Below are 21,734 nucleotides of genomic sequence, written 5' to 3' on the forward strand. Positions count from 1 at the left end.
AGAATACATGCAATAATGAGCAAACAAGTCCGATAAACGTGATATATCGGACAAGAAACACCGAAATACATGTAATAACGAACAAACAAGTCCGATAAACGTAATATATTGGACAAGAAACATCGAAATACATGTAATAACGAACAAACAAGTCCGATAAACATGATATATTGGACAAGAAACACCGGAATGCATGTAATAACGATCAAACAAGTCCGATAAACGTAATATATCGGACAAGAAATATTAGAATGCATGTAATAATGAGCAAACAAGTCCGATAAATGTAATATATTGGACAAGAAACACCGGAATGCATGTAATAATGAGCAAACAAGTCCGATAAAAGTAATATATCGGACAAGAAACACCGGAATACATGTAATAACGAACAAACAAGTCCGATAAACGTAATATTTCGGACTTGTCACGTAAGTACCACACGCACCGCACCTATAACATCAACAATACATGTACCACCTAAAAGGAGAGATAACATGAAATTTAATAGAATTCACTTAATCGTTATGGATTCAGTGGGTATCGGTGAAGCACCGGATGCTGCTGACTTTGGTGATGTTGGCAGCCATACTTTAAAGCATACGTTAGAAGGGTTTGAAGGTAAGCTTCCTAACTTAGAACGTTTAGGGTTAGGTAATATTGCTGAACTTCCGGTGACGAATAAGGTAGAAGATCCTATTGGATATTACACAAAGCTATCTGAAGCGTCAGTTGGTAAGGATACAATGACAGGACACTGGGAAATCATGGGTCTAAATATCGACAAGCCGTTTAAGGTATATCCGGATGGTTTCCCTGATGACCTAGTACAAGCCATTGAAGAAATGACGGGTCGTAAAGTTGTAGCAAATAAACCGGCATCAGGTACAGCGATTATCGATGAATGGGGAGAACATCAGATGAAGACGGGCGACTTAATCGTCTATACTTCTGCTGACCCTGTGTTACAAATCGCTGCACATGAAGAGATTATTCCATTAGAAGAACTATATGAAATCTGTGAAAAAGTACGTGAATTCACAAAGGATCCAAAATACTTAATTGGTCGTATTATCGCACGTCCTTATGTGGGTGAACCTGGTAACTTCACACGAACATCTAATCGTCATGACTATGCGTTAAAGCCGTTCGGTCGTACAGTGATGAATGAATTGAAAGACGCGGGATTAGATGTCATTGCAATCGGTAAGATTAACGATATTTACGATGGCGAAGGTGTGACTGAAGCGATTCGTACGAAAGATAATATGGATGGTATGGATAAATTAATGCAGGTCATCCAGAAAGATTTCAAAGGGTTAAGCTTCTTAAACTTAGTCGACTTTGATGCGTTATACGGCCATCGTCGCGATAAAGCAGGTTATATGAATGCGATTAAAGCATTTGATGAGCGTCTAGGTGAAGTATTAGATCATCTACGTGAAGATGATTTACTGATTATTACCGCAGATCACGGGAATGACCCGACAATGCCTGGCACAGATCACACGCGTGAATATGTACCGTTACTTATGTATAGTAAAGCGACTGGTCACGGAGCGCTTAAAGGCAGTACGACTTTTGCGTCTATCGGTGCAACAATCGCTGATAACTTCGGTGTTAAATTACCGGCATTTGGTAACAGTTATTTAAACGAATTAAAATAAATAAAATGACTTAAAGCACTTATCTTAACCAAAAGATAAGTGCTTTTTGATGTGTAAGTTTTACTAAAATAATAAAAGATTTAAATAATTATTAAATTGGATTATGTTGTAAGAATACAACACATTTATCACCAAAGCTGTCTAGGAAAATCGACGTGTCACAAATTTGTCACAATTTATTGTTTAGTAAAATTACTATTTATTAATAATTTTTAATTTTATAAATAATGTATGTTTTTAACGTTATTTAAAATTACAAACTTTCTAATGTAAATTAGAATACTGTTAAATCAATCATTAATAAGACATTTCTTATTTAAAAATGTTTTGCTTAATTTTTAAAATTTTACATTGAATTATTTTAGATAAATTTTTTTTACATTTAATTAACATTAGTTGTCATTTTAGATAATAAAATTGTTTGTTTAAAATTACCTTGTACACTATAATTTTAATATATATTTTAAAAAATGTTTCTAAAAAAATATAAGACGACTGAAATATTGTTATTAATAAACAGGGGTGACATATGTCAAACAATAAAAAATTCAAACTTAGCGTGATTGATGAAAAGGTAAGATACAGGCTATATAAAGCCGGTAAACACTGGGTAAAGGCGAGCATTAAAGACTTAGAATTATTACGTTTAATGGGGCCGTCTTTCTTATCACGCTCTGTTGATACATCAACGATTGAAACAGAAATAGAGAAAAAGAGTAGCCATACATTACTTAAAGCCTCCACGCTGATAGGTGGCGCTGCAGGTATCAATATGCTAAATGATCAGCAGGCTTTTGCTGCATCTGATGCACCAGTGACGTCAGAACTATCATCTTATAGTGAGACGATTGCAAATCAGAACTCAACGATTCTTTCAAATTCAACGGAAGCACCTGCGTCTGAATCTACGACAACTAGTGATAGCACGTCGCAGTCTGATTCCACAACAACTGCAGATAGTACGTCTGATGAACAAAGCTTATCAGCTTCTTTGTCGACGGAAAAATCAGAATCAGTAAGTGATTCTTTAAGTGTTGAGAAATCAGAGTCATTAAGTACATCTACGTCTATTTCTGAAAGTACTGCGAATAGTACTGGTAGTACGACTGATACAAGTACGTCATCAGAAGATAGTGTTACAAGTGATAGTACATTAACAAGTGATTCAGTATCTGACTTGTCAACAAGTGATTCAACTTCAAGTATTGTAGATAAGTCAGATAGCGCGTCTCAATCAACATCGGATAGCAGTATTTTCTTAACGAGTGAATCAAACGCTTTAACAAGTGATTCAATCTCATTATCATCAGATACATCAACATCGACTTCTGATAGTGCGTCAACGACAACGAGTGATTCTACAACTTCATCGACTACAATTTTAAAATCAATGATGCTTGATTTATCGACGGTACAAAGTTTAACGGCTGTAACGTCAGGTACAACAACGACTTACACTGGTTCTGGTATAGATGCCAATAACGGTAACATCCCGATTTATTATAAATTAGTCGTAACAAACATGGGGACATACGAACAATTTACGTATTCTATTACGTATGATAACCCGGCAACAACTACTGTTGAGAAACCAAATATTACACAAACGATTACGAACTCACCTGAAACAGGCGGTACGATGGTGACATTAGGTTCAGGTTACGGTGCCATAAGTGGCGTTCAAACGTACTTCACGGATTCAAATGGTACGAAATTATCAAGTCCGGTTCAGGCAAATATGACAGTATACAACCAAGGTAGCGGTAATTACACTTGGTCTAAACGTTTAATGTCTGGAACTCAAACGTCTCAAGGTTATTCTTTGGTGACAACTTGGACAGCACCGATTAATTCAACGACAGGTGACCTGTCTTATACATTCAATCCATATGTTACGCAGGATAATACAGCAACAGGACGTATCGATTACTTTACAGATACGATTACCGGTACAGACGCTGTCCAATCTCAGTCTTTAAGCACATCAAAAAGTACATCAGTAGCAAACTCGCAATCAACAAGTACATCAGTCGCGAACTCACAATCTACGTCAACGGTAAACTCACAATCAACAAGTACGTCGATTGCGAATTCACAATCGACAAGTACATCAATTAGAAATTCTCAAAGTGCTTCAGCAAGCACGTCAGTGGTGAACTCACAATCAACAAGTACATCGATTGCGAACTCACAAAGTGCGTCAACAGCAGCTTCTCAGTCAACAAGTACATCGATTGCAAATTCACAGTCGACAAGTACATCAATTGCGAATTCACAGTCAGCGAGTACGTCAGTAGCAACATCACAATCGACAAGTACATCAATAGCGAACTCTCAATCAACAAGTACATCGATTGCAAACTCACAGTCTGCAAGTACGTCAGTAGCGAATTCACAGTCGACAAGTACGTCATTAGCAAACTCGCAATCAACAAGTACATCAGTAGCAAACTCTCAATCGACAAGTACGTCTGTATCTAATTCACAATCAGCAAGTACATCAGTGGCGAACTCACAGTCGACGAGTACATCGGTAGCCGACTCACAATCAACAAGCACATCAGTAGCGAACTCACAATCTGCAAGTGCTTCATTAAGTACAGCTGAATCAGCGTCAACTTCAACAAGTTTATCTGATTCAACGTCAACAAGCGTTGCAAATAGTACATCAATTTCGAATTCAACTTCTGTAAGTATAGCGAATTCACAATCAACAAGTACGTCAACGTCAGCTGTTGATAGTGCATCTGTTGCGTCATCAATCAGTACATCGACATCATTATCAGATAGCACATCAACATCTCTATCAAATAGTAATAGTACGTCTAATAGTATAGTGACAAGTACTTCTGTATCTGATAGTACGAGCGCATCAACGTCAGTAAGCACGTCACAATCTGTGTCTGATAGTAATTCAACATCAACATCAGTATCAACGAGTACATCACTATCAGCGAGCGACTCAGTAAGTACGTCAGGCTCAATCTCGACAAGTACATCTTTATCAGCGAGTGATTCTGTAAGCACTTCGAACTCAGTGTCAACAAGTGATTCATTATCAGCAAGTGATTCTGTAAGTACGTCAAACTCAGTATCGACAAGCACATCTTTATCAACTTCAGACTCAAACAGTGCGTCAGACTCAGTCTCAATAAGTGACTCACTATCAACATCTGATTCAATTAGTACATCAAACTCAGTATTAACAAGCGATTCATTATCAACATCTGATGAAATCAGTACGTCAGACTCAGTCTCAACAAGTGACTCACAATCAGTGTCTGTATCTGCAAGTACGTCAGATTCAGTCTCGACAAGTGACTCACTATCAACGTCTGATTCAATCAGTACGTCAGACTCAGTCTCAACAAGTGACTCACAATCAGTGTCTGTATCTGCAAGTACGTCAGATTCAGTCTCGACAAGTGATTCATTATCAACGTCTGATTCAGTGAGTACGTCAGATTCAGTCTCGACAAGTGATTCATTATCAACATCAGTAGTAGCCAGTACATCAGAATCAACTTCAATCAGTGACTCTATTTCTATCAGTGATTCTGCATCATTGTCAAATAGTGATTCAGTAAGCTCATCTCTAACTGCATCGACGTCTGAAAGTACATCAATCAGTGATTCAACGAGCACATCATTTAGTGACTCAGTGTCAGTAAGTGAATCGAATCGTGGATCAACAAGCTTAACTGCAAGTGAATCAGATTCTTTAAGTACATCAACTTCAGTAAGTAATTCAGCAAGTGAATCAAATAGTGCGATTGTAAGTGAGTCAATCTCTGCAAGTGAAGCGGCAAGCACGTCAGATTCAACGTCAATTAGTTTGTCATTATCAACGTCAGTGTCAGCAAGCGAAGTGCAAAGTACTTCAATCAGCGATTCTACGTCACTTAGCACATCAGTAAGTGATTCAGAAAGCACGTCTTATAGTGGTTCAACGTCAACAAGTATTTCGGTGAGTGACTCTGAGAGCGTATCAAATAATGAATCTACATCAGTATCGACATCAGCAAGCGACTCATTAAGCACATCAAACAGTGAATCAACATCCGTATCAACATTAACAAGTGACTCCTTAAGTACGTCGGTAAGTGACTCAACATCAATTAGCGTGTCAGTAAGTGATTCACAAAGTGTGTCGAATAGCGATTCTACGTCACTTAGTACATCAACTAGTGATTCATTAAGTACTTCAAATAGCGATTCAACATCGAACAGTGAGTCAGTAAGCGATTCACAAAGTGTATCAACAAGTGACTCGACGTCAGTATCGACATCAACAAGTGATTCAGACAGCTTGTCAGTGAGTGACTCGACGTCAATTTCAACTTCAACAAGTGATTCACAAAGTGTATCAACAAGTACGTCAACGTCAATATCAACATCAAATAGTGACTCAGAAAGCACGTCTGTAAGTGATTCTACGTCACAAAGTCTATCAACAAGTGACTCACAAAGCACATCAGTAAGCGATTCAACATCAATCAGCTTATCCATCAGTGATTCACAAAGTGTATCAACTAGTGGATCACAATCAGTGAGCACATCAAACAGTGATTCAGCATCAACATCAGACAGCACATCAGTTTCAGAGAGTTTATCTGGCAGCGTGTCTACAAGTGTGTCACAAAGTGATTCAGATTCAACAAGTGTGTCAAATAGCACGTCTCTGTCAGTTTCAGATAGCACGTCAATCTCTGTAAGCACGTCAGACAGTACGTCAAATAGTGTTTCTCAATCCGTATCAACATCAACAAGTGACTCATTAAGTACGTCAGATTCATCGGCGATTTCATTAAGTCAGTCAACGAGTACATCAGTGAGTGATTCAAATAGTACATCGGATTCTCAAAGTACATCGAACTCATTATCTGTAAGGAATTCAGATAGCACATCGGTATCGACAAGTGATTCTTTAAGTAATTCAGATAGCACATCAATCAGTACATCAGTAAGTGATTCAGGTTCAGTTAGCACTTCTAACAGTACATCAGTCAGTGACTCAGAATCAGTATCAACATCAACAAGTAATTCAACGAGCACTTCATTAAGTGACTCAGTTTCAGGTAGCTTATCTGTAAGTAATTCAGATAGCACGTCAGTAAGTGATTCAACATCAGTATCAACATCAACAAGTGTGTCTGATAGCACGTCAACAAGTATTTCACTAAGCGACTCGCAATCAGTAAGTACTTCTATCAGTACTTCAGATAGTGTTTCTATAAGTGATTCACAATCATTAAGTGTATCTGCAAGTACGTCGGAAAGTATCTCGGTGAGTGATTCAACATCGATCAGTAATTCAGGTAGTACATCAGACAGTATCTCGATTAGTGATTCAATCTCGGTAAGTAACTCAGGCAGTACTTCAGACAGTATCTCAATTAGTGATTCAGTATCTGGTAGTGCATCGAGTTCATTAAGTGAAGCGGAAAGTGCATCACTGAGTGTATCAACGAGTGATTCATTAAGTAATTCGAATTCATTATCAACAAGTATCGCTGCAAGCACATCAATCAGTGACTCTACTTCAACAAGTATCTCTGGTAGTGTGTCGGTGAGTGATTCAACAAGTACATCAATCAGTACTTCAACATCTAATAGTGATGCAGCGAGTACAAGTGACTCAGTGAGTAATTCAGATAGTACATCGACATCAGTGAGCGAATCAACGTCAGAAAGTACATCAATCAGTGATTCAGCATCAATCAGTGAATCAAACTCAACAAGTGACTCGGTAAGTATTTCAGATAGTACGTCGACATCAGTGAGCGCATCAACATCACTTAGCACGTCAAACAGTGATTCAACGTCTAATAGTGATTCAGCAAGTACAAGTGACTCGGTAAGTATTTCAGATAGTACGTCGACATCAGTGAGCGCATCAACGTCAGAAAGTACATCAATCAGTGATTCAGCATCAATTAGTGAATCAAACTCAACAAGTGACTCATTAAGTATTTCAGATAGTACGTCGACATCAGTGAGTACATCAACATCACTTAGTACATCGAACAGTGATTCAACATCAATCAGTGAATCAAACTCAACAAGTGACTCAGTAAGTATTTCAGACAGTACATCGACATCAGTGAGTACATCAACATCACTTAGCACATCGAACAGTGATTCAATGTCATTGAGCGATTCGACAAGTACAAGTGACGCAGTAAGTATTTCAGATAGTACGTCGACATCAGTAAGTGCATCAACGTCATTTAGTACGTCTATCAGTGATTCAACATCAATCAGTGATTCAACAAGTACGTCAATTTCATTAAGTAACTCTGATAGTAAGTCCGTTTCTGTATCAACAAGTGATTCAGAAAGTGTGTCTAATAGTGACTCAACATCAATCAGTGATTCAGGCAGCATTTCATTTTCAACAAGTTACTCAGAAAGCACTTCTGTAAGTAATTCAGAAAGTATTTCAACATCAACATCAAATTCGATTAACGGATCAACAAGCATCAATGAAAGTGATTCAATATCGATTAGTACATCACTAAGTAATTCAGACAGTCAGTCAATCAGTAATTCAATCATCGTGAGTGATTCATTAAGTACATCAACTTATACATCAACACAAGTTTCTGAATCAAATAGTACATCACTAAGTAATTCAGATAGCTTATCTGTTGCTGATTCAACATCAATCAGTACATCACTTAGCAATTCAGGCAGCACATCGACAAGTGATTCAGATTCAATCAGTACATCATTAAGCGAATCAGATAGCACGTCAGTTGCAACGTCGACATCAGTGAGCACATCAATCAGTGACTCAGACAGCACATCGACAAGTGATTCAGATTCAATCAGTACATCATTAAGTGAATCAGACAGCACGTCAATCGTGAATTCAACATCAGTAAGTACGTCAATCAGTAATTCAGGCAGCACATCGACAAGTGATTCAGATTCAATCAGTACATCACTAAGTGAATCAGATAGCACGTCAATCGTGAATTCAACATCAGTAAGTACGTCAATCAGTAATTCAGGCAGCACATCGACAAGTGATTCAGACTCAACAAGTACGTCATTAAGCGAATCAGATAGCACGTCAATCGTGAATTCAACATCAGTAAGTACATCGAACAGTGATTCAACAAGTACATCGACAAGTGATTCAAATTCAAACAGTATGTCATTAAGCGAATCAGATAGTGTGTCAGTTGCAGCTTCAACATCAGTGAGTACATCTTTAAGTAATTCAACAAGTACATCGACAAGTGACTCAGATTCAACAAGTGTGTCTACAAGCGAATCAGATAGCGCTTCAGTTGCAGCTTCAACATCAGTGAGTACGTCTCTAAGTGATTCAAATAGCACATCAATCAGTGATTCAGACTCAACAAGTATTTCACTAAGTACATCAATCAGTGGCTCAAACAGTATGTCTACAAGTGACTCAGATTCATTAAGTACATCAACAAGTATCTCTGATAGTTACTCAACAAGATTATCGACAAGTATCTCAGACTCAAATAGTACATCGATTAGTGATTCAACGAGTGTGTCAACAAGTGACTCAGCTTCAACAAGCATTTCACTAAGTGCATCTGATAGTGCATCGATCAGTGATTCAAATTCAACAAGCACGTCACTAAGTAACTCAGATAGTGCATCGATCAGTGACTCAGATTCAACTAGCATTTCACTAAGTACATCTGATAGTGCTTCAATCAGTGATTCAGATTCAACAAGTACGTCACTGAGCAATTCAACAAGTGTGTCAACGAGTGACTCAGATTCAGCAAGCGCGTCATTGAGCAATTCAACAAGTGTGTCAACAAGTGACTCAGATTCAATCAGCACGTCACTAAGCCAGTCAACTAGCACATCGACAAGTGACTCAGATTCAGCAAGCACGTCGTTAAGCAATTCAACAAGTACTTCTACAAGCGACTCAGGTTCAAGCAGCACGTCACTAAGTCAGTCAACAAGTACGTCGACAAGTGACTCGGATTCTATAAGTACATCACTAAGTAATTCAGATAGCACATCGATCAGTACTTCAGATTCAACAAGTACTTCATTGAGTGATTCGACGAGTGTATCTGTAAGCGACTCAACATCAATGAGCACATCAACAAGTACGTCGCTAAGTACATCAGACAGTGCATCAACAAGCGTGTCTACAAGTGATTCGGTTTCAACAAGTATTTCATTAAGTCAGTCAATCAGCACATCAACGAGCGACTCAGATAGCACATCAATTAGTAATTCAGAATCAATGAGCACATCAAACAGCACATCAACAAGTATTTCAAATAGTGATTCAACATCGAACAGTGTATCTTTAAGTGAATCAACAAGTAGTTCAAATAGTGCATCTACATCAACGAGTACATCACTAAGTGACTCAAGCTCAATAAGTAATTCAGACAGTACATCAACGAGCATTTCATTAAGTGACTCAGATTCAACAAGTAATTCAAACAGTACATCGACAAGTACATCATTGAGTGACTCAGATTCAACAAGTACATCGTTAAGCGGTTCGACAAGTACGTCACAAAGTAACTCAGACTCAGTAAGTACATCAGATAGCACATCAACAAGTGTGTCTGTAAGTGATTCAACATCTATCAGTAATTCAGATAGTCAATCAATCAGCACATCATTAAGTACTTCAACATCAACAAGTACTTCAAACAGTGCATCAACAAGTGCATCTCTAAGTGAGTCTAATTCAACAAGTACATCGGATAGCACATCAACAAGTGTGTCACTAAGTGAATCGAATTCATTAAGTACATCAACAAGTGATTCAGTAAGTCTATCAACGAGCTTATCAACATCAATGAGTACGTCAGACAGCAGCTCAATCAGTACATCAACAAGCAATTCAAATTCATTAAGCACATCAGACAGTACGTCGGTAAGTGAATCTACAAGTAATTCGAATTCACTAAGTACTTCAGATAGTACTTCGATCAGTACATCATTGAGTACATCATTATCACTGAGTACATCAGACAGTACATCGACAAGCACGTCAGTGAGCACGTCGTTATCATTAAGCAATTCAGATAGTACGTCAGTGAGCACATCGACAAGTCAATCAACGTCATTAAGCCTGTCAGACAGTACATCGTTAAGTGACTCAACAAGTATCTCGTTATCATTAAGTAACTCGATCAGTACTTCAAATAGTACATCAACGAGCTTACCGCCAAGTGAATCAACATCAGCGAGCACGTCACTTAGTGACTCAACAAGTACATCAGTGAGTGACTCAAACTCATTAAGTACGGTGTACAGTGACTCAACAAGTACGTCTGTAAGCAATTCGAGATCATTAAGTACGTCATATAGTGCATCAACAAGCACTGCAATCAGTACATCGACATCATTAAGCAATTCTTACAGCACATCGACAAGTACATCGATTAGTGATTCACTATCAGCACAAAATATCAATAGTGCATCAACAAGTACATCAGTAAGTGATTCAACATCAATCAGTAACTCGAATAGTACGTCATTAAGTACTTCGATCAGTGACTCAAGCTCATTAAGCAATAATACGAGCACATCTATCAGTACATCTGTAAGTGATTCGGTATCGATAAGTAATTCAGTAAGTGCTGTAACAAGTACGTCGTTAAGTGACTCAATCTCTATGAGTAACTCATTAAGTGCGATAGATAGTACATCTATAAGTGATTCGGTATCAATGAGTAATTCGGTAAGTGCTGCAACAAGTACATCGATTAGTGATTCTACATCACTTAGCAACTCGACTAGAGAATCAACAAGCACATCAGTGAGTGACTCAACATCTATGAGTAACTCGGTGAGAGATGCAGCGAGCACATCAATTAGTAATTCAACGTCAGTAAGTAACTCAACAAGGGAATCAACAAGTACATCAATGAGTACATCGAACAGTGATTCGACAAGTTCATCATTAAGCGACTCAACATCAATGAGTACATCAATCAGTGGTTCAACAAGCACTTCACTAAGCGACTCAACATCAGTGAGTACATCGAACAGTGGTTCAACAAGTACATCATTAAGTGATTCAACGTCAATGAGTACATCAAACAGTGGTTCTACAAGTACATCACTAAATGATTCAACATCAGTTAGTACATCAGCAAGTACATTAACAAGTACATCGTTAAGTGATTCAACATCAATTAGTACATCAGCAAGTACATTAACAAGTACATCACTAAGCGATTCAACGTCATTAAGCACGTCAATCAGTGGCTCAACAAGTACATCTATAAGTGATTCGACATCAGTTAGTACATCAGCAAGTACATTAACAAGTACATCGTTAAGTGACTCAACATCATTGAGCACGTCAATCAGCACATCAACAAGCACATCACTAAGTGATTCAACGTCATTAAGCACGTCAATCAGCGGCTCAACAAGTACATCGTTAAGTGACTCAACATCATTGAACACGTCAATCAGCACATCAACAAGCACATCACTAAGCGATTCAACGTCATTAAGCACGTCAATTAGTGGCTCAACAAGTACATCATTAAGTGATTCAACATCAATTAGTAACTCATTGAGTACATCGACAAGTACGTCGTCAAGTGATTCATTATCAATCAGTAACTCATTGAGTACATCGACAAGTACGTCGTTAAGTGACTCAACATCAATCAGTAGCTCATTAAGCACATCAACAAGCACGTCGACAAGTGACTTAACATCATTAAGTAATTCAGCTAGCGTATCTACAAGCACATCACTAAGTACTTCAACATCATTGAGTAACTCAGCAAGTAGTTCGTTAAGTGTATCTGATAGCACGTTAACATCACTAAGCAATTCAGCAAGTGATTCAACGAGTACATCAGTTAGTACATCAACGTCATTAAGTAACACAGTAAGTACATCGATCAGTGCATCGACGTCATTAAGCAATATTACTAGTACATCAACAAGCGATAAGGTATCACTTAGCAACTCAGCAAGTATTTCGACGAGCACATCAGCAAGTGCACTTACATCATTAAGTAACTCGGCAAGTACATCTGTTAGTAGTTCAACTAGTGATTCATTATCAGCAAGTACTTCAGTAAGCAATTCATTAAGTACGTCGGCAAGTGCATTAACATCTCTAAGTACGTCGGCAAGTGCATTAACATCTCTAAGTAATTCGGCTAGTGATTCAACATCATTAAGCAACTCATTATCAATGAGTGGATCAACATCAACAAATGCATCAACAAGTGCATCAGTAAGTGCTTCAAGCAGCACATCAACAAGCGTTTCAAATAGTGCGTCGACAAGCACATCAATATCATTAAGTAACTCATTATCAACGAGTAACTCAGTGAGTGGTTCAGCATCGACGAGCGCATCGAACAGTACTTCAACAAGTGCTTCAAATAGCGCATCAACAAGTACATCATTAAGTAACTCATTATCAATGAGTAACTCAGTGAGTGGATCAACATCAGCAAGTGCATCGAACAGTACTTTAGCAAGTGCTTCAAATAGTGCGTCAACAAGCACATCGGTAAGCACATCAACATCATTAAGTAACTCATTATCAATGAGTAACTCAGTGAGTGGTTCAGCATCGACGAGCGCATCGAACAGTACTTCAATAAGTGCTTCAAATAGCGTATCAACAAGTACATCGTTGAGTACATCAACATCATTAAGTAACTCATTATCAATGAGCAACTCAGTGAGTGGTTCAGCATCGACGAGCGCGTCGAATAGTGCTTCAATAAGTGTTTCAACAAGTGCTTCAAATAGCGTATCAACAAGTACATCGTTGAGTACATCAACATCATTAAGCAACTCATCATCAATGAGTAACTCAGTGAGTGGATCAGCATCGACGAGCGCATCGAACAGTACTTCAACAAGTGCTTCAAATAGTGCGTCAACAAGTACATCGTTAAGCACTTCAACATCATTAAGTAACTCATTATCAATGAGTAACTCAGTGAGTGGATCAACATCAGCAAGTGCATCGAACAGTACTTTAACAAGTGCTTCAAATAGTGCGTCAACAAGTACATCGTTAAGCACGTCAACATCATTAAGTAACTCAGTGAGTACATCAACATCATTAAGCACATCGACTTCATTGTCGTTAAGCAATTCAACGTCAATGAGCAACTCAATGGTTGACGATGAGCAGCCGATGGAGGGTGTGTTACCGATTTCGATTATTGATGATGAGCAGCCTATGGAAGGTGTATTACCAATCTCAATCATTGATGATGCGCCTGACGAGGGTGTACTTCCAGCATCGATTACTGATGATGCGCCTGGCGAGGGTGTACTTCCAGTATCGATTACTGATGATGCGCCTGGTGAGGGTGTGTTACTTGCATCAGTGACGGATTCTAATCCATCTGAAGGCGTGTTACCGACACATACAAATAGTGAAAGCGGTAATAGTCACGGAGGATCTGATAATGTTCTTCCTGACACAGGTGAGAAACAATCTCTAATCCCTGCAGCGCTTGCTTTCTTAACGGGTATTGGTTTACTTAAAAAGAAAAAAGATAAAGAGCCTAAAGACAGCAAATAATTGAATACTTGGTGCATAGCACAAACACACACGTGTTTGTGCTATGATGCTATAAAACATTAACAAAAAATGAGGTATTTTGTGGAACGTTTAAACAATAAATCATTCTTTATTCAGCATTTAAATCTCTATAGAAATATTTTATTTACTTGCGTGATTTTATTTATTTATATACTTGGAAGTAACATCCCGCTCATCCCGGCAAACGCGGTCAACGAGACGGATCACTTTTATCAAATTGCTGCTGCCAACATGGGTGGAGACGTGACTTTTATTAATTTATTTTCTCTTGGTCTGGGGCCATGGCTTACTGGTATGCTCTTCATCAGTCTTTACTATTACAAAAAGTCCGATGAATCTGTTAAGCGTACAAAGCGCGAGCGTCAGCGTACAGAGAAGTTATTGATGCTTATCATCAGCATCTTCCAGGCGTTAATGATTGCCTACACAATGCTTCCTCATGATGACCGTGCACTGGGGAAAATTGCACTCATCATGTTAGTACTTGTAGCGGGTAGCTTTATGCTGGTCTGGCTGGCTGACCAAAATTCCTTATACGGGATTGCGGGTCCGATGCCGATTGTAGCACTGAGTGTAGTGAAGTCTATTTTTAGACAGGGGCTAGTGAGAGATCACTTCGGGACTTTCGTCATCGTTATCATCGCGGTGATTACATTAATCATTATCGTGTCGATTATTTTCATGGAGCTTTCGGTTTTAAGGATGCCGTATATCGATATGCTCAGCGTCACAAAACAATATGTGACACCTGAATTAACCTGGAAACTGAATCCTTCAAGTAGTTTATCGATTATGTTAAGTGTGTCAATTTTCTTATTGTGTAAACATATTTTTGATTTTCTGATTCATTTTCTAAAGATTCATGCACTGCGTAAGGTTGATATTTTCACGTTTGCCAATGTTTACGGCATTATCGTATTTATGTTGATTTTATTTGTACTGAGCTATAATTTAAGTATGCTCATGTTGAATCCGCAACGTAAGGCGAAGGAATTCAGAAAGAACGGTAACTATTTCCCGCATATTGAGCCAGGGCAGCCGACTGCAGATTTTCTGAAGACGAAGGCGCGTCATGTGTCATTTATTGGTGCGGTATTCGTTGTGATGTGTATCGGTATACCGTTATTACTGACATTATTATTGCCTGATTTATATAAAGAGATTTATTTAGCTATTCAAGTAATTATTTTAATCTTTATAGGTTTTAATATTAAGGAAACTATTAATACGTATTTATATTTTGATCAATACAAGTCTTTTTTAAAGCGCTATTGGTAAGGAGTCGTTATGAAATATTTTATTCCAGCATGGTACAGTTCTGATAAATGGTGGCGTGATTTTACGGTACCTCAATATGATAGACGACAGGTTTCTGATTTCGACGATATGATGAGTTTCATGCATATGTATGAGACGAATGATAAAGCGTTTCAAACACTGATATTAAACTATCAGCCGGATTTACGTTGTTTCCTGCACCGTCATCATTTACTTGAAATGGATTACTGGTCAGTCTTTGACACTATTCAAGGCTTTTCAGGAACTGTGCCACGTGCATTAAGCTTCAAGCAGTTAAGTTTTCCGCGTGGCACTGAATTTATCTATACTTCTCACGGCATCCAGGGCTTTACAGATACCGGGAGTTATAAGGTGTATTACAATCAGGAAGGTTATTTAATCTGGGTTGAAGTCTATACTGGTGAAGTGCTTGAAAAACGTTATGTGTTTGATGATCGCGGGTTTTTATCTTCCGTTCGTGTGTACAAAGGTGATAAATTGCAATGCGTTAAGTTCATGAGTGCCCAGGGTGATGTTGTGATGACCGAATACGTAGATGATGGTCTTGTTGAAATTATGCCGGATTATTACTCTCGCTTTAAAGCACAGCGTTACTCAAATATGGGAGAAGTGATCTACGAGTATTTAAAGAAGTATACAGAGGATATACAAGCGCACTTCATCGTAGCGGCAAGTGAGCATCACGCGGAACTTGCCAACATTATTACAAAAGAGAGGCTTACGTATTCATTCTTCACGCGTCGAAACACTGTAGATGAAGTTAATCATTTAAATTTAGGGCAGGCTGCGCGTCTGCTAATTGATACGTCAGCGAACTATGATCGCCTAAAGGGTAGCGTAACGAGCAAAACACTTAAGATTACGCCGTTTGATACTTCTTTATCACCGACAAAGAGTAGTGAGATGTATTTTAACTATATCGGTATTATCGTCGATAATTTATCGGATGCTGAATTGGTTACTTTAATGGATACGATGTACCACTATTTAAAGAACACAAGACAAATTAAAGTGATGCTTATTTCAAGACAGCATTATTTCAGACAGACGGTACTTAGAGATAAAATGCATGAAATCAACCAGGTATTTATTGAGCAGGAGAAGAACTTTGAAGATTTACTTCAGGAGAAGATTGATGAAAAAGCAATGATTAAGCTCATTGAAGTCCCTTTTGAACAGGAGTTATTAAAGGTTGTCCATGGCTTGCGTATCATCGTAGATTTAAGTACAACACCTGATTTGTACTTACAGATTGCAAGTATTAGTGCGGGTATCCCGCAAATTAATAAAGTCGCAACGGATTATGTGGATGTGGGTAATAACGGCTTATTGATTGATACGATACAGGACTTACCTGGCGCACTCGATCACTTCTTAAAGACATTAAAGCACTGGAATAAGGCATTTACTTATTCTATTGAACTTTCAAACAAATATAGTTCTGCTCAGATTGTCGATAGGATCAATGCTTTTATAGAAGGAGACGCCAATGAAAGGGAAATTTAATGTATTACAGATTGGAACACATAACGATAGTTCAAACTTTGATTATGATGCACGTATCAAATGGTATTTTATCGATGTTTCTATGTTGGTGCATGATATGACAGAACAGGTTAATTTATATTTAAAGGACGTTAAGGCGTTTGATTTAGTTTTGGTAGAAACGGAGATGTCTGAGGCTTTAGAAGAGCTCCTACTGAAAGTAATGACACCGTACAACACCATTGTGGATCATCGATTCTGGCACACTTGCTATACTTTAGCGCCTTATAAGCACTTTATCGTTAAGCCTTTAGCATATCGCAATAATGATGAACGTCTGGATCAACTGAAAACGATTGCTTTTAGTGGTCAGTACGGTGATAAGATGATACCGGCGCGTGCTGTCGTGAATCCATTGTACGAGGGTAATGTCAGTTACTTCGGTAATAAGTATGTCGTACTGGAAGACGGTATGCGTGATGACTTTGAACAACTGCTGACGTGGAAGTTCAACGTGTATTACGAGAAGCAGAAACTGATTACTTTATGGCTAGAATATATCGCACAAGGCGATATTACTTTAAAGATGAAACTTAGAGTGATGGACCGCAATACAAATGAAATCCTTGAAACTTTTGAAGTAGAGGGTGAGGATTTACTGAATCCAGTAGAGATTGCCCGTAGAGATCAGGATGCTAATGTAACCGTCTCTTTGTTTGCGAAAGGGTGCGGTACACTAAAAGTTGGGGCACTACACCGTCGCTGGTCCCGTCACAACTTTGGTGAATTTATTATGGGTGGCAAGCGCTTTAGTGACAATCAGCGTGATGAGTTCATTTATTACTTCGATCCTGGTGATATGAAGCCACCGCTTAATGTTTATTTTAGTGGATACCGTACAGCAGAAGGCTTTGAAGGTTATTTTATGATGAAGAAGATGGGTGCACCATTTCTGTTGATCGGCGACCCTCGTATTGAAGGTGGAGCTTTCTACTTAGGCAGTGAGGCATACGAGCAGGGAATAACAGATGTTATTCGTGAATCACTTGAAACATTAGGTTTCGCACCTGACGAACTCATCTTATCAGGATTATCGATGGGTTCATTTGGCGCACTTTATTACGGTGCTAAGTTATTACCGTCAGCTGTCATTGTCGGTAAGCCGCTCGTGAGTATCGGTACAGTTGCTGAAAATATCCGTCTACTGCGACCGGAAGAATTTGGTACGTCACTAGACGTATTATTGACTAATACCGGGGATATTGATTGTCAGGCGATTGATACACTGAACGCGAAGTTCTGGAATATCTTTGAGACGGTTGATATTTCTAAGATTACGTTTGGTATTTCTTATATGCAGGACGATGACTATGATTTATATGCTTATGATCAGTTACTGGATGTACTGAGTAAGCGTCATGCAAAAGTGATGGGGAGAGGTATCCCTGGTCGACATAATGATGACTCACTAACGATTGCGAACTGGTTTTTAAACTTTTACGCAATGATACTCAGTACAAAGTTTGGGAGAGATGCATAATGAAACGTCGTATCGATATATATTTTAATGGCGTCAATGATTCAACATATATGTATGGTGCACGGTTAAATTTTGAAGGACGAACAGTACTTTATCATAATCCGTTAATCCCGGCAGGTACGGTAATCCATCGCTTTCAGATGATTACAGATTATGATAGGGAACGCATCACGCCGGATTTACCGATGCTTGAGCGTAATAAGCGTTATGTTATCAAGTTTGATTTTACGGTGACGCCCGCTCGTGCTGTTTATTTTAAACTGAACTTTTTTAAACGTGATGGCAGTCTGCTCAAGACGGATACGATTATGAACGATGAACACCGCTTCATCTATCCGCTGCTTGCCCATGACTATAATATTGAAATCATGAGTGCATCACCGGACACTTTGATTTTCAGGAAAATGAGTATCTTACAGGATGAAGTGGATTTGCATGATATGATATCACCGTGTATGCATCCATCGAGTAGCACTATCGATATCTTCATTCTGCAGGAACCGACACATTTCTTTTACCAGATTGACCTTGAGGATGTGGTGCATTTAGAAAATGTATATATCGTTCGGGATTTCAGTAATATTGATGCAATAAACGCACGTATTGCAGCCTCATCCTGCGCTGTCGTCGTAAGTTATGGGCACCTGACACATCAATTAGCATCAAAAATTAATAGTGATGCATGGATTGCACTGAAATCAAATGAAGATCCGGCGATTGCTTCTATACGCAATCATGCCTACTTGCTAAAGCAGCTGACACTTAAACAGGTGTACAGTGAGGTGAATTATGAATAGCATTGATAAAGCGATTAACTCATATCGCTTGAGACAAGTCCATAAAGTATTACAGGAAATTAATCATAAACGAGATTATTATGCGCGTATGTCAGATGAAGCATTAAAACAACAAACTGAAATTCTGAAAACGCGTTTAGCCAAAGAAACGTTATCTGATATCTTACCGGATGCCTATGCGGTGATCCGTGAAGCAAGCCAGCGTGTCTTAGGAATGTTCCCTAAGGATGTGCAGGTCATGGGCGCAATTGTGATGCATGAAGGTAATATTGCAGAAATGCAGACAGGTGAAGGAAAGACGTTAACAGCGACATTACCGCTTTATTTAAATGCATTAAGCGGTGAGCGCGCATACTTAGTCACAACTAACGATTATCTGGCGCGTCGTGACTATGAAGAGATGAAACCACTTTATGAATGGCTCGGTTTAAGGACGTCACTTGCCTTTGTAGATATTCCGGGCTATGAGTATGTAAAGGGAGAGAAGAAAGCACTATATGATGCAGATATTATCTATACGACAAATGGTCGTTTAGGCTTTGATTATTTAATTGATAATCTGGCAGATAGTAAGTCTTCAAAATATATGCCGAGACTCAGCTACTGTATCATCGATGAAATTGATTCTATTATACTGGATGCAGCACAAACTCCACTGGTTATCTCAGGGGCACCGCGTGTACAATCGAATCTTTTCGGTATCGTTAAAGCTTTTATTGATACATTACAAGCAGATGTTCACTTTAAGATTGATAAGAAATCATCACTTATCTGGTTGACGCGTATTGGTGCACATCAGGCTGAACGTTATTTTAATGTAGAATCATTATATAATCCTGCTTATAAGACACTTGTGCGTAATATTAATCTGGCGCTACGTGCTGAGTATTTATTTGATGAAAATATTGATTATTACGTGAATGAAGGTGAAGTCGTACTGATTGATCGTATTACCGGTCGACTGCTGCCAGGGACGAAACTTCAGTCAGGACTGCATCAGGCGCTTGAAGCAAAAGAAGGTCTTGAGTTGTCGCGTGATATGAGTGTGATGGCGACGATTACCTTTCAGAATCTCTTTAAAGCATTCGATCGTTTTTCAGGTATGACAGCAACCGGTAAGCCCGGGGAAAAGGAATTCTTTGAACTTTATGGTAAGGTCGTGATTCAGATACCAACAGATAAACCGGTCGTAAGACAAGATTTAGAGGATAAAGTGTATGTGCATAAAGCTGATAAATTCCAGGCGATCTTAGAACATGTTGTCGCACTTCACAAACAGGAGCGACCGATTCTGCTCATCACCCGCACAGCAGAAGATGCAGAGTATTTCTCTGATACGTTGCATCACTTAAAGATAACAAATAACCTGCTTATCGCACAAAATGTTGCGAAAGAAGCAATGATGATTGCTGAAGCAGGACAGTTGTCAGCTGTTACTGTCGCAACAAGTATGGCAGGGCGCGGAACAGATATCCGTTTATCAAAAGAGAGTTATGCACGTGGCGGACTCGCTGTTGTGATTTGTGAGCATATGGAAAATAGTCGTATCGATAAGCAGTTACGTGGTCGTTCAGGACGCCAGGGTGATCCTGGGACATCTCAAATATTCATTTCACTTGAAGATTATGTTGTTGAACGCTGGAGTGAAGATAGATTACTAGAGCATCATGCACAAGGGAAAATTCAGCAGGAGATGCTGGACGATAGTCGTCTGCTGCACCGCAAGATTCATACCATCGTATCTAAAGCACAAACGATATCAGAAGAATTCGGTGTTGTAGCAAGGCAGCTATCGAATGAATTTGAGAAGAGTATCAGCATCCAGCGTGATATTATATATCTTGAGCGTAATAAAGTGCTGGAACTGAGTGATACCAATCCGTTTGAGCTTGAAGTTTTAGCACGAGACGTATTTACAGCATATGTTGAAACGCACAGATTATCAGAACGTGAATTATTGAATTATATTTATAAGCATGTGAGTTTTCAGTTTAATCATCAGTTACCTGATGGTGTAGTAGAGAACAAGGAGCGCACTGTAGACTTCTTATTACAGCTGTTTAATGAACAACTCAAGTATAACCAGGATAAAGTTGGTTATCAGGGGATGTATGAGGAATTCTTACAAAAAGCCATGCTTAAAGCGATTGACTTATCATGGATTAAACAGGTCGATAACCTGCAGCAGATTAAAGCAAATATCGGCAACAAGCAAAATGGTGAGCGTAATATCATCTTTGAATATCACCGTATGGCTCTCAGTTCATTTGAAGAAATGACAGGCCATATAAAAACACAGATGGTACGTAATTTATGTATGAGTATCGTTACTTTTGACAAAAAGGGGAATATGCTGGTGCATTTTCCGTAAAGGGGTA

General features: G+C 38.7%; 7 protein-coding genes and 1 pseudogene. All 8 read left to right on the forward strand.

Features of this window, described 5'->3' with window-relative positions; translation table 11 throughout:
• Positions 1-497 precede the first annotated feature (497 nt).
• Positions 498-1,667 carry a phosphopentomutase gene (deoB, locus tag ACMGE6_RS06055; RefSeq protein WP_414054810.1) on the forward strand — a complete coding sequence of 390 codons (1,170 nt, stop codon included), beginning with the start codon at positions 498-500 and terminating at the stop codon, positions 1,665-1,667.
• A 529-nt stretch (positions 1,668-2,196) separates the two neighbouring features.
• A pseudogene (locus ACMGE6_RS06060) lies at positions 2,197-2,340 on the forward strand (KxYKxGKxW signal peptide domain-containing protein); the annotation flags it as partial.
• 2,604 nt (positions 2,341-4,944) lie between these two features.
• The gene (locus tag ACMGE6_RS06065) at positions 4,945-14,214 is read left to right on the forward strand and encodes an adhesin (RefSeq protein ID WP_414054837.1); all 9,270 of its coding nucleotides are present in this window, start codon (positions 4,945-4,947) and stop codon (positions 14,212-14,214) included.
• An 81-nt stretch (positions 14,215-14,295) separates the two neighbouring features.
• The gene (gene secY2 / locus ACMGE6_RS06070) at positions 14,296-15,513 is read left to right on the forward strand and encodes an accessory Sec system protein translocase subunit SecY2 (protein WP_414054811.1); all 1,218 of its coding nucleotides are present in this window, start codon (positions 14,296-14,298) and stop codon (positions 15,511-15,513) included.
• Between the two features lie 9 nt (positions 15,514-15,522).
• Positions 15,523-17,040 carry an accessory Sec system protein Asp1 gene (gene asp1, locus ACMGE6_RS06075; RefSeq protein WP_414054812.1) on the forward strand — a complete coding sequence of 506 codons (1,518 nt, stop codon included), beginning with the start codon at positions 15,523-15,525 and terminating at the stop codon, positions 17,038-17,040.
• Positions 17,024-18,559, forward strand: coding sequence for an accessory Sec system protein Asp2 (gene asp2 / locus ACMGE6_RS06080; protein WP_414054813.1), 1,536 nt, complete (start codon positions 17,024-17,026; stop codon positions 18,557-18,559). The genes asp1 and asp2 overlap by 17 nt, the downstream gene beginning before the upstream one ends.
• Entirely contained in the window at positions 18,559-19,356 is a 798-nt protein-coding gene (asp3, locus tag ACMGE6_RS06085) for an accessory Sec system protein Asp3 (RefSeq protein WP_414054814.1), read from the forward strand. Before asp2 ends, asp3 begins: the two co-directional genes overlap by 1 nt.
• Positions 19,346-21,727, forward strand: coding sequence for an accessory Sec system translocase SecA2 (gene secA2 / locus ACMGE6_RS06090; RefSeq protein ID WP_414054838.1), 2,382 nt, complete (start codon positions 19,346-19,348; stop codon positions 21,725-21,727). The genes asp3 and secA2 overlap by 11 nt, the downstream gene beginning before the upstream one ends.
• Positions 21,728-21,734: the final 7 nt, after the last annotated feature.

It is taken from the genome of Macrococcus equi, assembly GCF_047426745.1.
Classification (GTDB): domain Bacteria; phylum Bacillota; class Bacilli; order Staphylococcales; family Staphylococcaceae; genus Macrococcoides; species Macrococcoides equi.

Bases quoted from the DNA above. Each gene is read 5' to 3' on its own strand.
- deoB (WP_414054810.1), top strand. From the start codon at position 498: ATGAAATTTAATAGAATTCACTTAATCGTTATGGATTCAGTGGGTATC.
- asp1 (WP_414054812.1), top strand. From the start codon at position 15,523: ATGAAATATTTTATTCCAGCATGGTACAGTTCTGATAAATGGTGGCGT.
- asp2 (WP_414054813.1), top strand. From the start codon at position 17,024: ATGAAAGGGAAATTTAATGTATTACAGATTGGAACACATAACGATAGT.
- asp3 (WP_414054814.1), top strand. From the start codon at position 18,559: ATGAAACGTCGTATCGATATATATTTTAATGGCGTCAATGATTCAACA.